The sequence below is a fragment of the Chryseolinea lacunae genome (assembly GCF_016735595.1).
Classification (GTDB): domain Bacteria; phylum Bacteroidota; class Bacteroidia; order Cytophagales; family Cyclobacteriaceae; genus Chryseolinea; species Chryseolinea lacunae.
Window position 1 is genome coordinate 576,971 of record NZ_JAERRB010000001.1, and the last position, 17,513, is coordinate 594,483.

Below are 17,513 nucleotides of genomic sequence, written 5' to 3' on the forward strand. Positions count from 1 at the left end.
CAATGTTGAATTACGGAATTTTATTTTGAAAATAACGATACCGGAACCGATCTCATTTCAAAATGAGCCACTCAAACAGAATAATATACCGGGAAACGATTGCAGGATTAGAATGGCGGAAAGCACAAAACAATCGCTTCAAACAAAATAAAAAGCCCCGTTCGAACGGGGCTTTTTATTTTTTCGAGGATCAAAAAGTGCTACTTCTTCAACTTTGGCTGGCCACTGGAAGACGGGGGCATGAATCACCTTTCAGTTTGTGTTCTTGATGAAGTCACCCACATAGCGGGCCGAAAGCAGCGGATACTGTTGCTGCGGTCCGTGGCCGGCACGTGGCAACATGATGATTTGAAGGTTGGGATAAACTCGGGTCAACGCATACCAGTTCTCGATGGGGAACACAATGTCGTGGTCGCCGGAAAGACTCAAGATTGGGATGGGCAGTGTCGCCAGTTTGGTTCGTCCTTGCTCGTCTGCAACAAACGCCGCGTTGGTCGCGAAGTACTTTTTAAATACGTCGGGCTTCACGTAAATGTCTTTGTCGGTGCGTTGGTCTATGCGCCCACGCGATGCTTTCGCCGCGGCCACACTCCCACTGTCGGCAGGTTCAAAGAACAACACCACCTCGTCGTTCAGGTCGTTCACTTCCTTTAGCGCGTAGTCAAAAAATATCTTCTCCGAGGGAAATGCGTTCTTGCCCAGCGGCACCGTGCCTATCAAAATCAAATGCGACACCTTGGCGGGATGATGAGTCGCAAAGGTCTGCGCCACTTTTCCGCCATGCGACCAACCCACCAGGATGAAACGATTCAGTTGAAGCGACTCCGACAGATCAGCAACATCTTTTATTTCCATGAGTGAGTCGTTCGCGTTCGGCAATGTGGACAAGCCCACGCCGCTATAGTCGAACAGATAGACTGTGTGATATTGCGACAGGCTATCAATAAACAGAGGGTCCCAGTCGTCCATGATTCCGCGAAAGCGGTTGCACAGAATCATCGCGGGCCCCTGCCCCGTCTTCCGGTACGCAATCTTACGTCCGTCTTTCTCCACGTATTCGGTTTTTGAATTGACGGCCGACACATATAGTGAAACCGAGTCATTCTTGTGGTCCGATGTTTTTGAATCGGCTTTGTCGCGTTGGCAGCTCATCAGCAGCGCACTCACGCAACACGTCACGCTCCACGCCATGGCAAACATTTTTTTTCCAGTCATACCTTAAATAATTGATTGTGTCAACAAAACTAATTCGCTGTGCTCCGGCGCGACATGGATAAATGGCCGATAAACTTGTATGATTTGTCATTCTTTCACTTTCGAAAATTCACAATCATCGCGGCACCTCTCATTTATACAAGTCATTCAGTGCTTTGTCAATCGTGCGTGCTCCGTGTTGCCCTTAGTTTTACTTATTCATTTGTAAAACCAAAACCAACTTTGTATGAAAACATTTTCCCGTATGTTGACGCTGGCCAGCATGGCCTTGTCTTCTTTCGCTTACGCGCAAAAGCCCTCGCCCGAATTGCTCACGCCAACCAACCACACGCTGGTGCTCATCGACCATGAAAGCCAGATGGCGTTTGCCGTGGCCAGTCTTCCGATTTTTGAATTGAGAAACAACACGGCCATTGTAGCGGGCGGCTCCAAATTATTTAACGTTCCCACAGTGGTGACCACGGTTGCCGAAAAATCGTTTAGCGGCCCGGTGTTTCCCGAGGTCAACGAGTTCTATCCACAAGCAACCTCTGGCTACATCGATCGCACCACCATGAATGCCTGGGAAGATCCAAATGCTTACAAGGCCATTGTTGGAAAGGGCAAGAAGAGAATTGTGCTGGCCGGACTCTGGACCAGTGTGTGCATTGTTGGCCCGGCGTTGTCGGCACAGGCCGAAGGTTATGAAGTGTTTGTCATCACCGATGCGTGTGGCGACGTGAGCGAAGAAGCACACGAACGTGCCGTGCAACGCATGATCCAGGCGGGCATCCGTCCGCTCACTTCAGTACAATACATTCTGGAACTGCAACGCGACTGGGCAAGAGGTGCCACCTATAAAGGCGTGACCGATCTTATGAAACGCTACGGCGGCGGCTATGGCATCGGCATTCAATATGCACACGAGATGCTGAAACACTAACACATTTCCATGGTGAACCGAAAGGCGACCTCGCTTTTCGGTTCGCTTTAATTAATTCACCTCACATTAACGGCAATTCAAACACAAAGGTGCTGCCGTGCCCCGGTTGGCTTCGCGCATAAATCTCTCCCCCCTGCGCCTCAATAAACTCCTTTGAAATCGCCAACCCAAGCCCTGTTCCTGAAGGAGTGCCCGGCACTTGAAAAAATTTTTCGAAGAGTCGTTTAATATATTTCTCTTCGATGCCCGGTCCGTTGTCTTCCACCGCGAAACTTATTTTGCCATTCGCGATCCGGCAACGCACCTGCACCGTTCCATTCTCCGGGCTATAGCGAATGGCGTTGGTGAGAAAATTGATCAGCACCCACGTGGTTTTGTCGAGGTCGGCCGCAAAGGAAATTGTTTCCGGCTCAATGGAAACCTTGACCGCCACGTGTTTCCGTTCTGCCTGAAATTTCACCGCTTCGGAAGCGAGATCAACGATAGCTCCCGGCGTGACGGGATTTTTATTCAGCTTGATGTTGCCCGTCTCCACCTGCGACAGGTCCAGCAATTCGTTTGTGATTTTGGAAAGTCGCGTCACCTCGTCGCCCAACGTTTTGGTGATGCTGGTTTGCTCGGCATTCAGCGAACCCACGCGACTGTCCATCAAAAGTTTTGCACACATCTGAAGTGACGCCAGTGGTGTCTTTAGCTCATGCGAAATGGTGGCGATGAAGTTGGTCTTGGCAAGGTCGAGTTCTTTATAGGACGTCACGTTCTTTAACATGATCACGCGTCCCAGGTTCAGCCGTTCCTTCTCGCCTGTGGCAACAAAGCTCACGTCGATGCTTTCTTTTGTGAAGTAGTTTTCCTTGCCAGAAACCACGGCTTTCACCGACGCGGCGTCTTTGCTCTTGTCAACATGCTTGATGAGGCTTCTAAACAAGTCGTTGTTCACGGCTACGTCGGGCGCATACTGGTCAATGATGTCGGCGCGGCTGAGGCTCAACAAGTCGATGGCCCGGTCGTTTGCAAAGATCACCCGGTTCGATTCGTCGAGACCAATAACCGGGTCGGTCATGCGGTTGATGATGGTTTCGATGCGGCGTTTCTCAAACAGGATCTTGGCGAGGTTGCTGTGTTCGTATTCATCCAGCTTTTCGGCCATTTGGTTAAAGGCGCCGGCGAGCTCTTCAAATTCATCCTTCCGGTCGAAGTGAAGACGTTCTTCATATTTCTTGTTGGCAATCGACTTGATGCTGCGGGTGAGCTGCGCAATGGGATTGGCCACGTAGCCCGGAAAATTTAAAATGAACGTGAACGCCGCCAACGTGCAGAGTGTGCCAATAACAATGAGATAGGTTGAGGCATTGCTGGCGGTGCGCTGTGTCAGTTCGTTTTTTCGGATAATGGCGCGCATGTTCAACTCCTGGATGGCCAGGCAAAGGCTTCGCAGCGTCACCACATCCGCCTCCTGAATAGGATAATGTTTTAGTCGTTCAAACACTTCGCGCAAGGTGTGTGTCAACTCCCGTTCGCCGGCTTCGGTCACATTCTCTTCCTGAAGTCGCAGACTGCTTTCCATTTCACGGAAGGCACGCAGCGAATCGGTATGCAGGCTATCGCTTTGTTCCAGAATTTTTTTGGTGTACTCCAGGGTTTCGTAATTGTCTTTCAGAATGTTTTGCGCGTCTGTGGACAACGATTGTAAATAATACAGCCCCATGCCGCCGATGGCGATAATCACCGCGAAGAGAAACGCCACGCCAAGCGATACTTTGGTTTTGATTGTCATGATAGAATCACTAAGTCTATATCCGAATCCGAAAGCTTGGTGAGCAGCTGGTTGAAGACGTTGGTCTTCAGAATCACCTGCCACAACCTCAAGTGTGGTTTGCCGATGCACACCGTGGTCACCTGCTTTTCTTCCGCCACTTTCGAAATAACGGCGGGAATATGGTTGCTTTTCACCTGAATCACTTCGCCTCCCAGCTCTGTAGCCATTTTGAAATTATTAATCAGATGGCGTTGCACCGAAAGCTTTATGCGGTTGGCATCCTCGCGATCGGTTTGCACATAGAGCACATACCATTTTGAATTGTAGTAGCCCGCGAGCCGCGCCGTCTTGCGAATGATGCGCTTTGCCGTTTCGTGGTTGGTGCTGATGCAGGCCACAAATCGTTCATGGCGAAGTTTTGTATTGATCGTTACTTCAGTGTCCACCTTCCGTTCCACCTGCGACGCCACCTCTTTCAGGGCCAGCTCGCGCAGTTGGAGAATTTTTTCGGCCTGAAAGAAATTGTTCAGCGCCGACTGGATTTTGGAAGGATGGTATATTTTTCCTTCCTGCAAGCGACTGATCAGCTCGTCGGCCGTGAGGTCGATGTTCACCACTTCGTCGGCCATGTGGATGACGCGATCGGGAACGCGCTCGCGCACGTCGATGCCCGTGATCTGGTGCACTTCCTCATAGAGACTTTCAATGTGTTGAATGTTGAGGGCGCTGATCACGTTGATGCCTGCGTCCAGAATGTCCAGCACGTCCTGCCAGCGTTTTTCGTTCTTGCTTCCTTCAATGTTGGTGTGGGCCAGTTCGTCCACAATCACCACTTCGGGATGCATGTTCACGATGGCCTGAACATCCATCTCCTCCAGTTCCTTGCCTTTATAAAAAACCTTTCGCCGGGCAATGATGGGAAGGCCCGCCACAAGCTCCTGTGTTTCCTTCCGGTTGTGGGTTTCGATGTATCCCACTTTGATATCGACTTTGTTTTTCAACAGGCTGTGCGCTTCCTGCAACATGCGGAATGTTTTTCCCACACCGGCGCTCATGCCAATATATATCTTGAACTTACCCCGTTTGGACTTCCGGATAAGGTTTAAAAAATGCTGAACCGATTTCTCTTTTTCGTCCATGTTCCGTTTGCGTCTGCACGCGCGTTAACCGCCAGTCGGCGGTTTGTGTGATGGTATTGAAGTCCTCTGCAAATTAAAACAGAAGTGCCATGTTCCGGCACTTCTGTGTTCATATCTTAAAAACTTATGGCCAGGGCCGTGGTCACAAACGTGTCGGTTTTGGATGGTCCTTTGCCACCGCGCGCAAACACCTCGTCCTTGCTTTTGAGATTCCGAACCTCCAGTCGCCACACGGCGTTGGGCAACACCTGGTAGTCAACGTTTGCCGACACACCCGTGGTCCTAAAACCGTCGGCCGTGCCCGTGGCAATGATCACCCCGTTTTTGTCATCGTAGTATTCGCCACGGAGGGCCAACGTCACTTTTTCGCTCGCGGCATACTTCGCGATCAGCACCGGCGAAAACCAGGTGTTGGTCGACGTTGTTTCCGGATTTTTTTCTTCCAGACCATAGTCAAACCCCACGGTCAACCCAAACCTGCTCGTGATCTGAAACAGGCCGTAGAAGTTGTGAAAGTATCGCATCTGTCGCGCGCTGTCCGGCTTGTCGGTGCCGACGAAGGTGCTGCTGTTAAGGGTTACGTTAGCGTTTGGTTTAAAGGTGATCTGTGTGCCAAAGGAGGGCAGTGAATTGCCGTCCACGCGTTGGATGCGCTGCCAGCCGTTCAGGATCAGTCCTGACAAAAACCATTTGCCGTTGTCGGTGGTATACGAAATTTTGGCACCGGCTTCATAATAAGGCGAGTTGTCAGCAAGGATGCTGCGCGTCACATTCCAACAGTCTTTGCCCACGGCACTCTCAAACCCGATGTGCGACGAGAAGATGCCCGCGTCCACCCAAAGATTTTTTTTGGACGACAGCTTTATGCCGGCGTTGGCCTCATAGATATTCTTCAGCACGCCGGGTTCGGCGGCGAGGTTTGCGTTGGCGTAGGTGCCCGTCATCAACGCGAGGTTGGCCCGCACATTGTCGGTGTTGTACGCGCCACGAATAAAACCAAGATTCAAATTCACTTCGTTGTGGCGGTTGTGAGAATATACAAACGCCGGGCGCGTGTTGTTTTGAGGTTTGTTGAAATCGTAAGAATAATAAGCCTCTACATACCCATTGATGGTGAAAGGCGACCGTTTGGATTCTTCCTGCGCAACACTTACCTGACTCACCGCGAGAAGCAAGAATAAAACTATATTTTTCATTTTTTCTGATTGTCGTTTTTAAAGATTTTGATTTCGTTATTTCAATTCATCCAGCGCAATATTCAGGTGCAGCACGTGAACACGCGAAGTGCCCATGCCCAGGATTGGCTTCTCAACATGCGCTTCTACCAACGCTTCCAGTTTGGCAACGTCAAGATGCCGCACACCGGCGATGCGTTGAATTTGTATGCGCGCGGCCGCCGGCGAAATGTGAGGGTCTAATCCACCACCCGAAGCCGTGATCAGGTCGACCGGAATCTGTGATTTTTTTATCGCTGGATTGTGAACCAGAAACGTGTCGACGCGGGCCTGCACCTGCGCGAGATAGTCGGGATTGGTAGGCCCTTTGTTGGAACCTCCTGTGCCGGCAGCGTTGTAGTCTACAACCGATGGACGACCGTTAAAATATTTGTCGTCATCAAACTTTTGGCCGATCAACTCAAAGCCCACCACACGACCGTTCTTTTTCACCTCTTCGCCCCTTCCTCCGTTGGGAGCAATCACCCGGGCGATGCCCGTGATCATGAGCGGGTATATCGCACCAAAGAGTATGATGGTGGCTACTGTAATTTTTAATCCGGTTATCAAATGCGTTTTCATAAACATAATTTTTTTAAAGTAATGGAGCAATCACCAGGTCGATCAGCTTTATCCCGATGAAGGGAACAACGATGCCGCCCAGGCCATAGATGAATAAGTTTCGGGCAAGCAACGCACTCGCGCCAATGGGCTTGTAGGCTACACCCCGAAGAGCCAACGGAATCAACACGGGAATGATGATGGCGTTAAAAATCACGGCCGACAGGATCGCGCTCTCGGGACTGGCCAGCCGCATGATGTTCAGCGCTTGCAGGGCTGGGATGGACGCCATGAACAAGGCCGGCACAATCGCGAAATATTTGGCCACGTCGTTGGCAATTGAGAAGGTGGTGAGCGTGCCACGTGTGATGAGCAACTGCTTTCCAATTTCCACCACTTCAATGAGTTTGGTCGGGTCGTTGTCGAGGTCCACCATGTTGCCGGCTTCCTTCGCGGCCTGCGTGCCGCTGTTCATGGCCACACCTACGTCGGCTTGTGCAAGGGCGGGCGCATCGTTAGTGCCGTCGCCCATCATGGCCACGAGTTTACCTTGTGCCTGCTCTTTGCGAATGTATTCGAGTTTGTCTTCCGGTTTGGCCTCGGCAATAAAATCGTCGACGCCGGCTTTCTCGGCAATGTATTTTGCCGTCAGCGGATTGTCGCCGGTCACCATCACCGTTTTCACACCCATCTTCCGCAGGCGTGCAAAACGCTCGGTGATGCCGGGCTTCACAATGTCCTGAAGTTCAATGGCGCCCAGCACATTGTTATTCTCCGACACCACCAGCGGCGTTCCTCCGTTCGACGAGATTCTTTCCACGGCAGCTTTGATTTCGTCGGGAACATGTTTGCCTTCTTTCTCGGCCAGTTTCCGGATGGCATCATAGGCGCCCTTGCGGATCACACGTCCATCCAAATCTATCCCCGAGGTGCGGGTTTCGGCTGAGAACTTAATGATTCTTGCGTTGGGCAGTCCGTACGAAAAGTCGGTTTCATTTCCCAGGCTTGCCGGGTGCCGGTAACCTTTTGTAGCGGCCAGCTCCACAATGGATTTTCCCTCGGGTGTTTCATCGGCCAGCGACGCAATGGTGGCGCATTCGATGAGCGTGTCTTCGTGAATGCCTTTTGAAGCATAGAAGTTTGTCGCCTTCCGGTTGCCGATGGTGATGGTGCCGGTCTTGTCGAGCAGAATGGTGTCGAGGTCGCCCGCAGTTTCTACGGCCTTGCCCGACTTCGAAATCACATTGGCCTGCAACGCGCGATCCATGCCCGCAATACCGATGGCCGAAAGCAATCCCCCGATGGTGGTGGGGATGAGGCAAACAAACAAGGCGATCAACGCACCGATAGACACAGGTGTGTTCGCATAATCTCCAAACGGTTTGAGCGTGACGGTGACCAACAAAAACACAATGGTGAAGCCCGACAACAGCAACGTGAGCGCTATTTCGTTTGGTGTTTTCTGACGGCTCGCTCCTTCTACGAGTGCAATCATTTTGTCGAGGAAACTTTCGCCGGGTTGGGTTGTGACCAGCACTTTGATTTTGTCGGACAACACTTTTGTTCCCCCGGTGACGGAGCTCTTGTCGCCGCCCGCTTCCCTGATCACCGGGGCCGACTCGCCGGTGATGGCGCTTTCGTCGACCGTGGCAATGCCTTCGATAATTTCTCCATCGGAAGGAATGATGTCGCCGGTCTCACACAGAAACACGTCGCCCTTTTTCAACTGGCTCGATGGTTTTGTGGATACCTTTCCGTTGTCCAGGATGATTTTGGCTGGTGTTTCTTCGCGGGTTTTCCGGAGCGAGTCGGCCTGCGCTTTGCCACGGGCTTCGGCGATGGCTTCGGCAAAGTTTGCAAACAGCAGGGTGACCAGCAGCACCAGGAAGATCACAATGTTATAGAAAGGTGTTCCCTGATCGGTGTTCGTAAACGAATAGACCGACACAAACAACATGATGAATGTTCCGATCTCTACACAAAACATTACGGGGTTTTTCATCATGAGCCGGGGGCTCAACTTGATGAACGATTGCTTGATCGATTCGCTCACAAGCGCAGGTTCGAACAGGCGTATATCTTTTTTTTCGCGTTTACTCATGGTTGATAAGATTTAGAAAATTACATCGACAGGTATTCAGCAATCGGCCCAAGCGCCAGCGCCGGGAAAAACGAAAGGGCGGCAATGATGATGATGACCGATAACAACACCGCCACAAACGCCGGACTCTCCACATTGAGCGTTCCAGCACTTTCGGGCACATATTTTTTAGCGGCCAGCGATCCGGCAATGGCCAGGGGGCCGATGATGGGGATGAACCTGCCAAACATCATACACAGTCCGCACAGGATGTTCCAGAATGGCGTGGCATCGCCAAGTCCTTCGAATCCGGATCCGTTGTTCGCGGCCGACGAGGTGAACTCATACAACATCTCGCTGAACCCGTGATAGGAAGGATTCGCCAGCCAACCAATATCGGCCTGGTTTGCCTGCACGTGTGAGGCAATGGCCGTGCCTACCAGAATCAGAAAAGGATGGAGTATGGCAACCAGGGCGGCGATCTTCACTTCCTTGGCCTCGATTTTTTTGCCAAACAGTTCAGGCGTTCGTCCCACCATCAGCCCGGAGATGAACACCGCGATGATGACGAAGACAAAGAAGTTGATGAACCCCACGCCCACGCCACCATAGATGGCGTTGATCATCATGTCCAGAATATATACACCACCCGAGAGTGGCGTTTGACTGTCGTGCATCGAGTTTACCGAGCCGTTTGACGTTGACGTAGTGGACACACCCCAGAATGCGCTGGCCGCCGAGCCGATGCGAACTTCCTTTCCTTCCATTGCACCCAACGAATTGTCGATTCCCATTTTTGCAAGCTCCGTATTCCCCTGCGATTCAAAATGAACCGTGATGAACACGAACGCGAGAAACACCACCGTCATGGCCGCGAAGAACGCATATCCCACTTTTGGTTTGCCGATGTAGAACCCAAAGGCGAAGATGAGTGCAATGGGAATGATGATGATGGCAAAGTTCTCGGCAAAGTTTGTGATGTAGTCAGGGTTCTCGAAGGGGTGTGTGGAGTTTGGACCAAAGTATCCGCCACCATTCGTTCCCACCTGTTTGATGGTGACCATCGGCGCCACAGGGCCACGCGCAACATTCACGGTATCGCCTTCCAGCGTCACCACTTGCGCGGCGCCTTCAAATGTGGATGGCATTCCTCTCAACACCAGAAACAGGGCGATGACGATGGACAGCGGAAGAAGAATGCGCGTGCAGCTTTTCAAAAACAACTGGTAAAAATTTCCAAGGTCCGAAGCCTGCCGTTGAACGATGGCTTTGAAAATGGAAGCCATGGCCGCGATGCCCGTAGCGGCACTCACAAACTGCAGAAAACAAAACACCAGAAGCTGCGTGAGATACGTTGCGCCGGTTTCACCGCTATAGTGTTGCAGGTTCGTATTGGTCATGAAACTCACCGCCGTGTTGAAGGCCGTGGTGGGTTCCATGTTACCAATGCCATCAGGATTCCAGAACGGGTGCCATGCCTGCGTGATCAGGATCACAAACGCCCACACAAAAAAGATGAGGTTCAGCGTGAGCGATGCCTTCAGGTTTTCCTTCCAGTCCATGGGCTGGTTTGGGTTTATCCTGCATACTTTGAATACAAAGTTTTCTACCGGTGCCAGAAAATCCAGCCAGGTCTTTTCATTCTTAAAGACTTTCACACAATAACGCCCGAATGGAATGGCCAGCACGACGGTGAGGATGAAAAGCACTACGATGCCTAAAATTTCAGAATTCATTTTTAAAAGTGTTTATCAGGTTCTTGATTCGGATCATGCCCAGCAATATGCTTTCGCATCATCCGAAATTTGTTTTTAGAATTTTTCAGGTTTGATCAGCGCATACAGCAGATAGATAAAAACCGCGGCGCTGATGAGTAGCAATACGATCATCATAGTTTTAGATTTTTTCGAATACATCAATAAGTTTGAAGAGAATCCAGAAGCATAAAAGCCCCAGCAGGATCATGAGCACCGTCATCATAATTTTATATGTTTAGATTTTTTTATTCCAAGGCGTGATCGTGGTCGGCGGCTTACATGCCGCTGGCGTAGTGCAAGCGTGCATACTCCAGCCGAAGTTCGGCGGGCATGAAGGGCTCAATCCATTTGCGCGCGCCGGGTTGCTGATCGAGCGATCGCGATAAGGTGAACAGGTAAACATTTACGACGGCGTTTTTCACCGTCGCGTTTCCTTCTTTGAAAAGCTTGAAGGCCACGGCCAAAAACTGTTCGAGTTTTTTGAATTTTCCTTCTTCACACAGCCGGAGCGACACATTGGCAAAAGCCTGTATCGAAGTATAAAACTGGCGTGTGTGGTGCGGGTCGTTCGCGTCTTTCGGAACTTCGCCATCCAACATCACCAGGGCAATTCGTTCGGTAATCATAGACTTCATCGTTTAATTGTCTTCCCTTTGGCAACCGCGATGCCGGAAACACAAACACGCTGATATTGATCACGTTAGAACAATACGCCGCCAATCAACCCTTCGGATTCCGAAGGGTCGCTTTCGAAAACGGGTTGGTTTTGGCTGGGCGCAACGCCCCGTGGACCTGGATTGAGCTGTGGTATGAATGTTGTCTGGAAGGAATCCAGCACTTGACTATCACGGAATTTATGGAAGACGACGACCGTCAGTTTGTAATTGAAATCGCTACTGAAAATCACACACACCTTGCCGCCCAAATCGCGGCCACCATGGAAGAAAGCGCCGCGACCAGAGGCACCGGAATCGGGAAACGCTCACCCGAAACCATCGCGGCACACATGCTCGCCGGAAACGCACTTGTCGCGCTTCACACCGATGGACGCTGGGCCGGGTTTTGTTATATGAACACGTTCGACAACGGTGCCTTTGTATCGAACTCGGGCCTGATTGTGGCACCCGACTTCAGAGATCACGGGCTGGCCAAAAAATTGAAACAGGCGCTGTTCGAACTTTGCCGGAAAAAATATCCCGAAGCCCACATCATTGGCATCACCACCAGCGTCGCCGTGATGAAGATCAACACCGAGCTTGGGTTTTATCCTACCGTGTTTTCGGAAATGCCACGCGACGAAAAATTCTGGAAGGGTTGTGAACTATGCGTGAATCACGACATCCTGAAACGGACGGGAAGGAAGTTTTGTCTTTGCACCGCGATGCGCTATGATGTGAAACCGGAAAAGATTTCTTAAAAGACAGACCGATCCTTTTCTTTTTTCTTCCGGTAATAATACTCCAATGCCTTCCCACTGCTGCCGCAATGCTGCATGCTGCACCACTTCCGTTTTTCGTTTTTTAGCAGTATCCAAAAAAAGCCAGCCGCTATTAAGGCATTGCTTCACCCGGTGAAGTTTATCGGACGCAACAACTCGTAGACCTAATGTTCCACGAAATCCAATTCCTTCCCGAATGTCTCCTTCATCTTCCACAACGCGAGGAGTGCGATGATCAGCGTGCCTCCCCCGACCCATGCGGCACTGGCCACCATAGATTGCTGGGTGCGTAAGTACTCGAACAACATGGTGAGGGGCACCACTGTGCCGCGCACAAAGTTGGGAACCGTGGTGGCCACGGTCGCGCGGATGTTGGTGCCAAACTGCTCGGCGGCGATGGTCACAAACAAGGCCCAATAGCCAATGGAAAATCCCAGAAAAACACAGCTCGCATAAAACACGGGCGATGACAATTTTCCCTGCGTGAGATAGAACACGATGGCGCATAGTGTGAGCCCGATGAATAACAAAACAACTTTCTTCCGGCTCTTCAGCAGCTGGCTGATGGAGCCGCTAACGAGATCGCCCAGCGACAAGCCGATGTAACAAAACATCACTGCCTTGCCCGCATCCACAGGCGTTGGCAATCCAAGACTAACACCAAACTCTGGCGAGAAGGTGATGAGGATGCCAATAACAAACCAGATGGGCAACCCGATGAAGATGCACCGGAGATAATTCAGAAACAGCCCGGCATTGGAGAACAACAGGAAGAAATTTCCGCGCGACACCTGTTTTTGTTTTTCTTTTACCGACTCAAACATGCCCGACTCGGCCACGCTATAGCGCAACAACAACAACGACAGTCCGAGTCCGCCGCCAACCCAATAGGCTACCTGCCAGTCAGTGTTCGCTGCCACCACATAGGCCAGCACTGCACCAAACAATCCAACCGACGCCACCAGTGTCGTGCCATAGCCGCGGATGTGTTTGGGCAAAATCTCCGCCACCAGCGTTATGCCCGCACCCAACTCTCCAGCCAAACCCACGCCCGCAATGAACCGGAGCACGGCATACTGCGTTACGTCGGTCACAAATCCATTCGCAAAATTGGCAAGCGAATACAGAAGAATGGAACCGAACAACACCGAGAGCCGTCCTTTCTTGTCGCCCAACACACCCCACAAAATGCCGCCCGTGAGCAGCCCCACCATCTGCACGTTGATTAGAAAAATGCCTTCGCGTAAAAGCTGATCGCCCGATAACCCCAGCGCTTTGAGACTGGGCACGCGAACAATACTAAACAACAGGAGATCGTAGATGTCGACAAAATAGCCAAGGGCCGCAATAATGACGGGTGCCTGCAGCACTTGTTTCAAAACTGATTTTTCTTCCATAGCGAAAAGGCATTTCTTTTCCAGTCTGCATCGCGTGTTGTGAGCGATTCACAACACGCGATGCCGATTGAGAAATTCAACCGTGAAAAGTTGTTAAAGATTTTTGTAGAGGAATTGAAGCACGTCTTTGCGGCTGGTCTTGCCGGGTTCGGCCGCGAGTTTGCTATGGCTGAGGGTTTCCCAAAGCAAAAGCGTGGGCGCATCAACGGCGTCGTTCAGTCTCGCTTCCCATGCAGGCAGATAGCCCAACAAACCGAGCACTTGAACCATCTTGAAATCGGGATCGCCGGCGTGAATATCTTTGTAATACAACAGCGTAGCACTTTGATCGAGCAAGCTTGACTGAAGATCACGCAGGTCCACATTTCTCACTTTCACTTTTTTGTCGATAGCCAATGCCGCCGCAGTGCCAGCCGCCTGACCGATGGCCATCCAGCAGGGCTCCATGCGCAGGGTGGAGAAGCCGATGTGACTTCCCGACACCGGAACGGGCAGAAGCAGGTTGTCCAGTATTTTCGGGACCATCACGCCAAAGGGAACGGTATAGACTTGTGACGGGTAGCTGAGAAATCCGTCGAGGTGAATGCGATTGGGTTCGCGCTTGCGCACCGCGTGCGAATCGAGCGCGTAGTGGCTGGCGGTGATGCTGCCCGCGTGCACAGGAGGTCGTTGACCCGGCGTGACGGCGGTGGCATCTTTTGCTGTGAAAAAATATTCACCTTCAAAGCGTCGGCCTTCGCGCACATAGACCTGCCGTGGAAAGTTTCCATTGTCGGTATATTCATCTTTGGCAAAGCCCCACTCCTTTGCGGCCTTGCGGAAATGTTGCGGCAACTCCTTATCGTTCTGGGCAAAATAGAAAAGTCCTTCGATGTAGGAACGCAAGCGCTGTGCATATGCGTCGCGCCATGCCCAGCCCGACGTTGGCCAGGGCCAGTTCTCTTCCGGAAGATCGGTAGAGATGAATGCCATATGTTGATTGTTGCCGTCTGTTTTTTCGTTGGGCAAGCTCACCATGTTGGTGATGCGCGCAATGCCCCACACATCGCCGGGTATCTTGGAAGGGTTGCCTTTTGCAATGTGCTTCCGGTTTTCTTCGAGCATGGCTTCTGTAACCCCCAGCATCTGCACACCGGTGTGTCGGCCTGTCCACACGTCGTTGATCAGCGAAACGTATTCATCGCGGTTGTACATGGCCGGTTTTTTTATTTCCACGCGGTTCGAAGCCTGATTGGTAAGACACAGCCGATAGTTATAGGACTGCACGGCGTTGTCACCTTGCAACGTTGTACCTTCTCCTTCTGCGCCGCCCCAATATTTATAAACGATGCCTGCACCGGGTTCGTTAAACTCGTCGTGTCCTTCGCGTCCCAAACGGAACGGAACATTGGCTGCAGCCCCCAGATCGCCTTCATAGGTAGCGTCCAAAAAAACTTTTCCGGTATATTCTTCCTGTGCCTGACTTTCACGATTCAGGATGCGGATGGCTTCTATGCCGTCGTTGCGCAGCGTGATATTTTTCTGAAACGCATCAAACTGTCGCATTTTCAGCACGGTGATTTTGTCTTTGTGTTCGGCCAGCATTTGTTCCAGGATGCGTTCGGCCACGGCTGGCTCGAAGTGAAATCCGTCGGAGCAATCTTTCGCCTGCTTTGAGTTCTCGCCATAGGTCGTGACATAGTATTTTTTCACACGGCCGATAAACTCTGAAAACAATCCCGTGGTGGCGCCACGTGTGGCAATGTCGGTTGCGCCGAGTCCATTGGCAGGCAGACCACCGATGTGGTTGGTGCGTTCCAGAATGACAGACGTCTTGCCCAGGCGAGCGGCCGAGATGCCGGCCATGATTCCGCCAGGTGTGCCACCCACAATCACCAGGTCGTATTGCCCGAAGGCCACGCCGTGTGCAAACAGGGTCAGGATAAAGATTATATGTTTTACTTTCATGATGATCGTTTCGTAAAATCGAAGTTTAGATTATTTGTTGACACGGGCCGGAAGGAAAATGATCGCATCGGCCACCACCACGCCGTTGGCACCGCGTGTTGAAATTTCAGCCGAAGCATTCTTACCCTTTGCCAGCGTATAGTCGCCCAGCGACACCCACTCACCCGAAGTCTGCCCTTCCACAATAATGTCGGACGACTTCACCACAATTTCTTTTTTGTTTTTTCCGTCGTTCACCGTCACCAGTGTTTGAGACGATAGCCCCGTCACTTTGGGAAAATACGCATAGGCCGTGTAGACACCTTGCTTCGGAATGTCGGGAACAAAACGCACCGTGCTTTCCGGCGCGGAGGACGTGGCGTCCAATCGAAGGAACGAAGGGCCGTAGCCACCTTTGGCTTCCGACGTCCATGATCCTCTTTTCGTTATGCTCGCGGCATCGTCGTTGTCGACAAGCACGTCCATGATGGTGCCGTCGGCAAGGGGATTTGTTTTTAGTTGTTGCTGAAGTTTTGCCACGTCAATGGCCTGAATGTCCGTCTTGCCGTCGATGGCCATCACCGCCGCCACTGCCGACGATTGTGCGAGCACCATAAACACGGGCTCCATGCGAATGGAACCATAGGCAATGTGAGTTGCCGACAAGCACACGGGCACAAACAGATTTCCACAGTGCTCGGGTTTTGGAACAATGGAGCCATAGGCAATTGGATACGGACCAAAGCCACCCACTTCCACATTGCCTTCATTTTTCACCATGCCATTTGCCACCACGCGCTGACAGTTGTGCGAGTCCATGGTGTAGGCCGCCATTCCCACGCCATCCTGAACCACCACTTTGCCCTGGCAGTTTGCCTGGTGCATCACATAGCTGCCCACCATCCTGCGGGCTTCGCGCACGTAGAGTTGGGGTGACCAGTTTCCGTGATCCGTATATTCGTCTTTGGGATAGCCATACTTCAACATTTCCGTACGCAACTCGGCCGGCACACGCGAATCGTGTCCATAAAAATAAAGCAGTCCTTTGGTGTAGTCTTCATGCGCACGCACAATGGCATCGCGTCGTGCGTAGGTTGCCTCCGGATAGTCGTGGTTCGCACCAATCATGTCTGTCGAAAAACCGCCGCGGTTGTTGATGTCCGTTTTTTGGTTCGGCATGCGGCTCACGATAAAATAATCGTTGAGTGTTCGCTTCTGCGGTGTAGCCGCAAAAAGGCGGAGCAAAAGTTCATAGCGTGTTGAATCGTAGCCCTGCGGTTTGGTGATGGCCACCTGGTTGGCGGGGTTGGTAGAAAGACATATGCGATAGTTGTAGGCTTGCACCGACTTGTCGCCGGAACCGATGGGCGCCAGCGTGGCATTGCTGATGCCCCACAACAATCCGCTCTCGGGCTTGCCCAGTGTTTTATAGGGATCGATTCCTCCGGGAAACTGATGTCCCTCGTGCACTTGCACACCGTTAATGGTCTCGTCGAAGTCTGCATTGGCTTCTCTTCCCACGGCATACTGCACGCCGGCTTTGGCCATGAGGTCGCCTTCATAGCCGCAGTCCATAAACATTTTTGCTTCAATGATGGTGTTGGGCAGGCCTGGGTTGGCCGCGTTCTCCAGCACAATGGCCGTGATGCGATTGCCTTCCTTGCGCACGTCCTTCACCCGGCTTTCATAGAGCACCTTAAATTTACCGCGCGCCACATAGCCTTTAAAAATGTCTTCGGCCACGTGCGGCTCAAATGTCCATTGTTCAAACTTGCCATAGTGGTTTCCCACACGGCGATAAAAATCGCGGGCAAGTCCGGTGATAGCATATTTGTTTCCGATGTCGGTGAACCCCAGACCGCCCGAACTCATCCCACCCAGGTGTTTACCGGGCTCAATGAGCAACGCCGTCTTTCCCAGCTTTTGCGCTGTGTAGGCAGCGATCACACCGGCCGATGTTCCGCCGTAAATGCAAACGTCGACCTTGATTTTGTTTTGAGCAATCACGGTGCAGGACACAACCAGGACCAAACCGATCGCGCGGAAGAGAGTTTTGATAAGCATCATAAAAGTTTTTGTTGAATGTGTGTGCGATGAGCGGCGCA

At 51.7% G+C, this 17,513-nt stretch carries 15 protein-coding genes; 2 read left to right on the top strand and 13 right to left on the bottom strand.

What is annotated here, in order from left to right; genetic code table 11:
- Positions 1-252: 252 nt before the first annotated feature.
- Entirely contained in the window at positions 253-1,215 is a 963-nt protein-coding gene (locus tag JI741_RS02140) for an alpha/beta fold hydrolase (protein ID WP_236675837.1), read from the bottom strand.
- Positions 1,216-1,441: 226 nt separating this feature from the next.
- On the opposite strand from JI741_RS02140, the gene JI741_RS02145 reads away from it, so the two are divergent.
- Positions 1,442-2,137, top strand: a complete 696-nt coding sequence (locus tag JI741_RS02145) for a hydrolase (protein WP_236675838.1) — start codon at positions 1,442-1,444, stop codon at positions 2,135-2,137.
- Between the two features lie 61 nt (positions 2,138-2,198).
- Here JI741_RS02145 and JI741_RS02150 read toward each other — a convergent pair whose 3' ends face one another.
- The 8 genes from JI741_RS02150 to JI741_RS02185 all read right to left on the bottom strand — a co-directional run bounded on the left by JI741_RS02150 (position 2,199) and on the right by JI741_RS02185 (position 11,273).
- Entirely contained in the window at positions 2,199-3,914 is a 1,716-nt protein-coding gene (locus JI741_RS02150) for a sensor histidine kinase (RefSeq protein WP_202006955.1), read from the bottom strand.
- A complete protein-coding gene (locus tag JI741_RS02155) occupies positions 3,911-5,035 on the bottom strand; it encodes a sensor protein KdpD (RefSeq protein ID WP_202006956.1) in 1,125 nt (374 codons plus the stop codon). The genes JI741_RS02150 and JI741_RS02155 overlap by 4 nt, the downstream gene beginning before the upstream one ends.
- A gap of 116 nt (positions 5,036-5,151) precedes the next feature.
- Complete coding sequence (locus tag JI741_RS02160; RefSeq protein ID WP_202006957.1) at positions 5,152-6,231, bottom strand: porin; 1,080 nt, start codon at positions 6,229-6,231, stop codon at positions 5,152-5,154.
- A gap of 36 nt (positions 6,232-6,267) precedes the next feature.
- Positions 6,268-6,831: a K(+)-transporting ATPase subunit C gene (locus JI741_RS02165; RefSeq protein ID WP_202006958.1), complete on the bottom strand. Its 564-nt coding sequence runs from the start codon at positions 6,829-6,831 to the stop codon at positions 6,268-6,270.
- 13 nt (positions 6,832-6,844) lie between these two features.
- A complete protein-coding gene (gene kdpB / locus JI741_RS02170; RefSeq protein WP_202006959.1) occupies positions 6,845-8,911 on the bottom strand; it encodes a potassium-transporting ATPase subunit KdpB in 2,067 nt (688 codons plus the stop codon).
- A 20-nt stretch (positions 8,912-8,931) separates the two neighbouring features.
- The gene (kdpA, locus tag JI741_RS02175; protein ID WP_202006960.1) at positions 8,932-10,626 is read right to left on the bottom strand and encodes a potassium-transporting ATPase subunit KdpA; all 1,695 of its coding nucleotides are present in this window, start codon (positions 10,624-10,626) and stop codon (positions 8,932-8,934) included.
- Between the two features lie 75 nt (positions 10,627-10,701).
- The gene (kdpF, locus tag JI741_RS02180) at positions 10,702-10,806 is read right to left on the bottom strand and encodes a K(+)-transporting ATPase subunit F (RefSeq protein WP_202006961.1); all 105 of its coding nucleotides are present in this window, start codon (positions 10,804-10,806) and stop codon (positions 10,702-10,704) included.
- A gap of 116 nt (positions 10,807-10,922) precedes the next feature.
- Positions 10,923-11,273, bottom strand: a complete 351-nt coding sequence (locus tag JI741_RS02185; protein WP_202006962.1) for a DUF7674 family protein — start codon at positions 11,271-11,273, stop codon at positions 10,923-10,925.
- 65 nt (positions 11,274-11,338) lie between these two features.
- On the opposite strand from JI741_RS02185, the gene JI741_RS02190 reads away from it, so the two are divergent.
- Positions 11,339-12,064 carry a GNAT family N-acetyltransferase gene (locus tag JI741_RS02190; RefSeq protein WP_202006963.1) on the top strand — a complete coding sequence of 242 codons (726 nt, stop codon included), beginning with the start codon at positions 11,339-11,341 and terminating at the stop codon, positions 12,062-12,064.
- On the opposite strand, the gene JI741_RS33000 is transcribed toward JI741_RS02190, so the two are convergent.
- The 4 genes from JI741_RS33000 to JI741_RS02210 all read right to left on the bottom strand — a co-directional run bounded on the left by JI741_RS33000 (position 12,061) and on the right by JI741_RS02210 (position 17,475).
- Positions 12,061-12,198 (bottom strand): CGNR zinc finger domain-containing protein, encoded by a 138-nt coding sequence (locus tag JI741_RS33000; RefSeq protein WP_202008086.1) that lies wholly within the window; start codon positions 12,196-12,198, stop codon positions 12,061-12,063. The two genes, JI741_RS02190 and JI741_RS33000, sit on opposite strands and share 4 nt — an antisense overlap.
- A gap of 51 nt (positions 12,199-12,249) precedes the next feature.
- On the bottom strand, positions 12,250-13,482 hold the full coding sequence (locus JI741_RS02200; protein WP_202006964.1) for an MFS transporter: 1,233 nt from the start codon (positions 13,480-13,482) through the stop codon (positions 12,250-12,252).
- Positions 13,483-13,575: 93 nt separating this feature from the next.
- Positions 13,576-15,429, bottom strand: coding sequence for an FAD-dependent oxidoreductase (locus JI741_RS02205; RefSeq protein ID WP_202006965.1), 1,854 nt, complete (start codon positions 15,427-15,429; stop codon positions 13,576-13,578).
- Between the two features lie 30 nt (positions 15,430-15,459).
- A complete protein-coding gene (locus tag JI741_RS02210) occupies positions 15,460-17,475 on the bottom strand; it encodes an FAD-dependent oxidoreductase (protein WP_202006966.1) in 2,016 nt (671 codons plus the stop codon).
- Positions 17,476-17,513 lie beyond the last annotated feature (38 nt).